8 protein-coding genes are annotated in these 5972 nt (G+C 37.6%); 7 read left to right on the forward strand and 1 reads right to left on the reverse strand.

Going from position 1 to position 5972, the window contains the following annotated elements; all coding sequences use genetic code 11:
• Positions 1-1212, reverse strand: a 1212-nt coding sequence (locus tag ABYK33_RS13070; protein WP_373033712.1) for a sigma-70 factor domain-containing protein, incomplete at its 3' end; no start/stop codon positions are given.
• Between the two features lie 162 nt (positions 1213-1374).
• On the opposite strand from ABYK33_RS13070, the gene ABYK33_RS13075 reads away from it, so the two are divergent.
• The 7 genes from ABYK33_RS13075 to ABYK33_RS13105 all read left to right on the forward strand — a co-directional run.
• Positions 1375-1866 carry a 3-isopropylmalate dehydratase small subunit gene (locus ABYK33_RS13075; RefSeq protein WP_373033713.1) on the forward strand — a complete coding sequence of 164 codons (492 nt, stop codon included), beginning with the start codon at positions 1375-1377 and terminating at the stop codon, positions 1864-1866.
• 4 nt (positions 1867-1870) lie between these two features.
• Positions 1871-2938, forward strand: coding sequence for a 3-isopropylmalate dehydrogenase (gene leuB, locus ABYK33_RS13080; protein ID WP_373033714.1), 1068 nt, complete (start codon positions 1871-1873; stop codon positions 2936-2938).
• Positions 2939-3127: 189 nt separating this feature from the next.
• Complete coding sequence (locus ABYK33_RS13085) at positions 3128-4276, forward strand: CCA tRNA nucleotidyltransferase (protein ID WP_373033715.1); 1149 nt, start codon at positions 3128-3130, stop codon at positions 4274-4276.
• A gap of 36 nt (positions 4277-4312) precedes the next feature.
• Positions 4313-5149: a formyltetrahydrofolate deformylase gene (gene purU / locus ABYK33_RS13090; protein ID WP_373033716.1), complete on the forward strand. Its 837-nt coding sequence runs from the start codon at positions 4313-4315 to the stop codon at positions 5147-5149.
• A complete protein-coding gene (locus ABYK33_RS13095) occupies positions 5149-5640 on the forward strand; it encodes a tRNA (cytidine(34)-2'-O)-methyltransferase (RefSeq protein WP_373033717.1) in 492 nt (163 codons plus the stop codon). The genes purU and ABYK33_RS13095 overlap by 1 nt, the downstream gene beginning before the upstream one ends.
• Position 5641: 1 nt before the next feature.
• On the forward strand, positions 5642-5797 hold the full coding sequence (locus tag ABYK33_RS13100) for a hypothetical protein (RefSeq protein WP_373033718.1): 156 nt from the start codon (positions 5642-5644) through the stop codon (positions 5795-5797).
• Between the two features lie 62 nt (positions 5798-5859).
• Positions 5860-5972: hypothetical protein (locus ABYK33_RS13105; protein WP_373033719.1), on the forward strand; the 113-nt coding region annotated here is incomplete at its 3' end.

Here is a 5972-nt window from a genome sequence, read left to right on the forward strand (position 1 = left end):
AAGGTCAAGGAATGGAAGCCCTCTGTTCGTATAACGTTTGGCGATAGATACAACCAATCTAAGGTTAGACTTTGCCATACGTGTTTTAGCTACTTCACTTTTTGCTTTACCTTGACGGATCTGTCCTAATATCTCCTGGAGCTTTTCTTCAGAAAGATCAAAGCCGCCTTTACTCGCTTCTCTTGTTTCAAAAAGTTTTTTGATCTCTACATAGGTACTTACCATCGTAGTTTCAGGTACTGCATCGATAATATCATCTTTATCCATATCGATGATATTACTAAGTAGTTTAATGTGATTGGCTTTGAGTGTATCGTTAAAAAGAGGAAGTTTATACTCTAAACGTTTAAGCTCTTTGTCAAAACTGTCATCACTTTTAAGCGCTGTCTCCATTGCTTTAACAAGTTCATTGATCAGTTTAGAGGTTGGCCCAAGATTTAAAAGTGCAGCTTTAAGTGCTTCTTTTTTAAATGCAATTTTTAGACGTTCTTGAAGGATTTTTACCGCATCCTCTTCGGTTTCCAAGAATGTATCCAGTTCTTCACGTGCTTTCATCCACTCTTTTTTTGCTTTTTCAAGCTGTTTAAAGCTGTCAACAACCAGCTTTACCCTTTTATCATCTTTAGGCGTACTTGCCACTGCTTCATTATCAGAATCATCAGAATCATCTTTCTCTACTTTTTCATCTTCAAAGCTTTTGAAAAGTTCTTTAACACGTCTTTCACGGTTGAGTAAAGGCTCTTTATAGTTGATAATGTAACCTATAAGGTAAGGGACAGAACAGATAGCATCAATAATGATATCTTCTCCCTCTTCGATACGCATAGAAAGATCCACTTCTTCTTCTTTAGTAAGTAGAGGAATCTTTCCCATTTCACGTAAATACATTCTAACAGGACTGTCTGAACGGCTCCACTCAAGAAGTTCTTTTTCTTTATGAAGATCAAATTGGTCTTCTGTGCCACCCTCTGCAAGTTTTTTTCTTGCATCTTCTCTTCTCTTCTTCTCTTTAGCTGTAAGAAATTTAGCATACTCTGAAGCAGATATGACTTCGACTTTGGCATCAGTGGCAAATTTATGGATCTTCTTTGTTTGTGCTGCTGTCGGCTGTTTAGCAAACTCTTTTGCGATGTTCTCAAGTGTGACTACATCACCTTTTTTCTTAGACTGAAATAATGTTTCGATACTTTTCATACTGTCTTTTGTTGCCATTAAAAACCTTTGATGTGTTGAGGTGAAAATCCTCAGATTTAATTAAGGTGGATTATACCGAAATTTTATTACTTTTCAGCACTAAATTTGTTAAATTTCATTTTTTTGGTTATAATCGCGAAAATTTATGAGGATTTATTTCTCTCAACATAGGAGTTTACTTTGCAAGGTAAAGTTTGGAAATTTGGTGATAATATCGATACAGATCTAATTATCGCAGCAAGATATCTTAATACAAGTGAGCCATCTGAGTTGGCAAAATATGTGATGGAAGATGCAGACCCAGAGTTTGTCTCTAAAATGACAGAGGGTGACATAATCGTTGCCGGTGAAAACTTTGGTTGCGGTTCGAGTCGTGAACATGCACCTATTGCATTAAAAGCTGCAGGCGTGAGTGCTATTATTGCACCTACTTTTGCACGTATTTTTTACAGAAATGCATTTAATATGGGACTTCCTATCTTTGAGCTTGCAGAAGCCACAGAGATCAATGAAGGTGATGTTGTAAGAGTAGATATGGCAGCGGGTGAAGTTATTAATGTAACTCAAGCTAAAACATATAAGTTCTCTCCTATCCCTGACTTTATGCAGGAATTAGTAGATGCAGGCGGGCTTATAGCATTTGCCAAAAAAGAAATAGCAGAAAAGGCGTAAATAGATGAAAAGTTATAGAATTGGTGTAATTAAAGGTGATGGGATCGGTCCTGAAATCATTGATGAAGCTATAAAAGTACTTGATGCAGTTTCTGTAACACAGGGGTTTAACCTTAAGTATGAAGAGATGCTACTTGGCGGTGCTGCGATAGATGAAACGGGTGAACCATTACCAGAAGAGACCATACAGGGTGTAAAAAAATGTGATGCTGTCCTGTTTGGTGCGATCGGTGGACCAAAATGGGATACACTAGAGAGACATTTACGTCCTGAGACAGGTCTTTTGGGTCTTCGTAAAGAGATGGGAACATTTGCAAACCTTAGACCGGCAATGGTATATGATGAGTTGGTGAATGCATCTAGTCTTAAGCCTGAAGTGATTCAAGGTGTAGACATCATGGTTGTACGTGAACTTACTGGTGGGATCTATTTCGGTCAGCCAAGAGAACTTCACGAAGATAAAGCATTCAATACAATGGTCTATACAAGAGAAGAAGTAAAGCGTATCGCAGTAGTAGCATTTGATATCGCTATGAAACGTGAGAAACGTATCTGTTCTGTAGATAAAGCCAATGTACTTGAAGTAAGCCAGTTTTGGAGAGAGATCGTAGAAGAAGTAGCTAAAGGTTACCCGGAAGTTGAGCTTTCTCATATGTATGTAGATAATGCTGCAATGCAACTTATCCGTGATCCGAAACAGTTTGATGTGATCCTGACTGGAAATATCTTTGGTGATATTCTTTCAGATGCTGCGAGTATGTTAAGTGGATCTATCGGTCTTCTTCCAAGTGCAAGTACGGGTAAGGGTGTAGGATTATTTGAGCCTATACACGGTTCTGCACCGGATATCGCTGGACAGGGTATCGCTAATCCATTGGCGACGATCTCATCTGCAAGTATGATGCTTCGTTATGCTTTAGGTGAAAATGAAGCAGCAGATAAAATAGATAATGCGATTAAAAAAGCATTGAGCGAAGGATACCGTACGGGCGATATTGGTGATTATGATGCAAAAGAGATCTGTACGTGTAGTGAGATGGGTGATATTATCGCAGACTATGCGAGTAAATAGGACGCAAAACGAACAAAGTCCGTCTTCGCTACGCTAACGCTGAGTTTTCCTACGACTCGGCATTTAGTGCCTCGTTTTCACTGCAATTTAGTTGCTTGTCAGCGGAAGGCTCACGTAACTAGTTACGTTTAAATTTAAACTTTTTGATGTTACTATTGTTTTAAAATAATGATAAGAAAGGGATAACAAATGCCCACTATCAAATCTTTTCCAAACTTTTTCTCACAAACAGACCCTCATATACTTCAAAATATTACAACAGTAACGGATTATTTGATCCAAAATTATAATGCCAAATGTTATGTAGTTGGTGGTGCTGTGCGTGATCGCATTTTGGGATGTGAATGTAAAGATTATGATATCGAATGTTTCAACATCAGTGTAGAGAATTTTGAGACTGCAATGGAGCATTTGGGTGCGCAAGGCGTAGGGAAAAGTTTTTTTGTCTATAAGTATCATGACCTTGATATTTCTTTACCCCGCACTGAGAAAAAAATAGCTAAGGGGCATCGTGGATTTGAAGTCTCTTTGGCATTAGAAGAAAAAGAGGCATCAAAAAGACGGGATTTTACGATCAATGCTTTGATGTATGATATTCAAAATGAACAGATACTTGACTTCTGGCATGGATTGGATGACCTGGAACATAAAGTGCTGCGTGTCGTAGATGAAAACTCATTTGTAGAGGACAGTTTACGCGTATTACGTGCGATGCAGTTTGCTGCACGTTTTGGGTTTAAAGTAGAAGAACAGAGCTGTAGGCTTTGTCAGAGTATCTCTTTGGATGATCTGCCTAAAGAACGTTTATTTAAAGAGTTTGAGAAAATGTTCATGGGAAGATACTTACACTATGGACTTTATTATTTATGGGCGCTGGGTATTGGAGAACAACTTTTTAACGCGCGTATGGAGAAAAAAACATTTATCATTTTAAGTAGGATTTTACAACAAAATCAAAAGCATTTTGTGGAAAAACTGAGACCTTATTATTTTCTTTTTATTTGCAAAGAGTATTTTTCACTGGATATCAAAGAGGTATTAGATAGATTGGGTGCACCCACTAATTACTATAAAAAAGTTTCAGCATCACCAAGCCCTACCAATGTTAGCATCTCTTTCGTAGCTAATCTATCACTTAAAGAGGGCATCATAGAGTATGTAGGAAATTATCATACAGATGTGATAGCTGTGGCAAAAAAGTTGGATGTATGGGACAAACCTTTTGACAGAGGAGTAACACCTACAGAGTTGATAGCTGAAGGGTTTTCGGGTAAGGCTTTGGGTGATGAACTAGATCGACGAACTAAAGAGAAAATAAAGAGTTTGAAAGAAAAATAGGTATAATTTTACAATTAAAGCGTAACTAGGGTGAATATGGAAAAGAGAGCAAGGGTTTTAATAGACTGTGAAGATGCAAAGGGATTGGTATATAAGATCTCTAAAGTTTTTTATGACAGAGGGTTAAACATCGACAATAACCGCGAATTTGTTGACAAAGAGCATGGTCGATTTTTTATGCGTACCGTTGTGACAGGATTATTTGATATTGAAGAGTTGTTGAATGAACTTAAGACAGTTACACCAGATGATGCACATATAAGAGTCATAGAACCTAAAGATAAGAAAATTATCCTTATGGTAACAAAAGAGTCTCATGCACTTGGTGATATTCTTGTGCGTCATGCAAATGGCGAACTTGATGCACAGATAGAGTGTGTTATTGCAAACCATGATACACTTGAGACATTTGTACGCAGATTTGACATCCCTTTCTTCCATATTCCGGCGGATGATATGAGCAGAGAAGAACATGAGGAGCATGTGATGAAGCTTATAGGTGAATTTGAGTTTGATTATATAGTGCTTGCAAAGTATATGCGTATCCTTACACCTACTTTTGTAAAAGCATATCCAGAAAAGATCATCAACATTCACCACTCTTTTCTTCCTGCTTTCATAGGAGCAAATCCGTATAAGCAAGCCTTTGAACGAGGTGTAAAGATCATCGGAGCTACGGCACACTTTGTAACAGATGACCTGGATGAAGGGCCTATTATCGCGCAAGATGTTATCCCTGTTAATCATCGTCTTTCCTGGAGAGATATGCAAAGAGCCGGACGTGATGGTGAAAAGATAGTCCTCTCACGTGCTTTGGCACTTGTCCTTCATGACAGAGTCTTTGTCAATGGTAATAAAACGGTTATCTTTTAATGTTTAATATCGTTTTGGTAGAACCTCAGATCCCACCTAATACAGGTACTATAGGTCGTCTTTGTGTCAATCTTGGAGCAACTTTGCATCTCATCAAACCACTTGGCTTTGACATAGATGATAAAGCGGTAAAACGTGCAGGACTTGATTATTGGAAAGATTTAGACCTTGTTGTATGGGAAAGTTTCGCTGAGTTTCTGGCTGCACATCCTATAGGTGAAAATTCATATATGGCAACCACAAAAACAGATAATCTTTATTTTAATGCTGAATTTAAAAAAGATGATTATATTCTTTTTGGTTCTGAAACTAAAGGCATAGATGAAAAAGTCTTACTTGCCCATCCTGATCGTTGTATAACTATCCCCATGGGTGGAAAAGGCAGAAGCCTGAACCTTGGTGTGAGTGTGGGTATTGTTATTTATGATGCATTGCGCCAAAACTATGAAGGCTTTAAAAAGATCACTATAGCCAATACCTTGGAGCATTAATATGTCATTTGGAGATATTCTTTACATCATCGCTATGTTCTTATTTGCATTTATCACGTTTGGGATCGTGAAAAATTATTATAAGAGTAAATTTGATGATGAGGGTAGACGTATAGATATGCAAGATGAGGTAGATAAAGAGGAAAAGCAGGACTAACCCCCTCTTTACCAACTCTTAGGTAAAATAATAGCTATTATTATTTCACTAGGAAACCCTAAATGACACAAGCACTACTTATCGAAATCGGTGTAGAAGAACTTCCGGCTATACCGCTACTGAAAATTGTATCTAACATAGAAAAATCTTGGAAAAATATACTTGAAGAGTATAA

The organism is Sulfurovum sp., from assembly GCF_041562805.1.
Taxonomy (GTDB): Bacteria; Campylobacterota; Campylobacteria; order Campylobacterales; family Sulfurovaceae; genus Sulfurovum.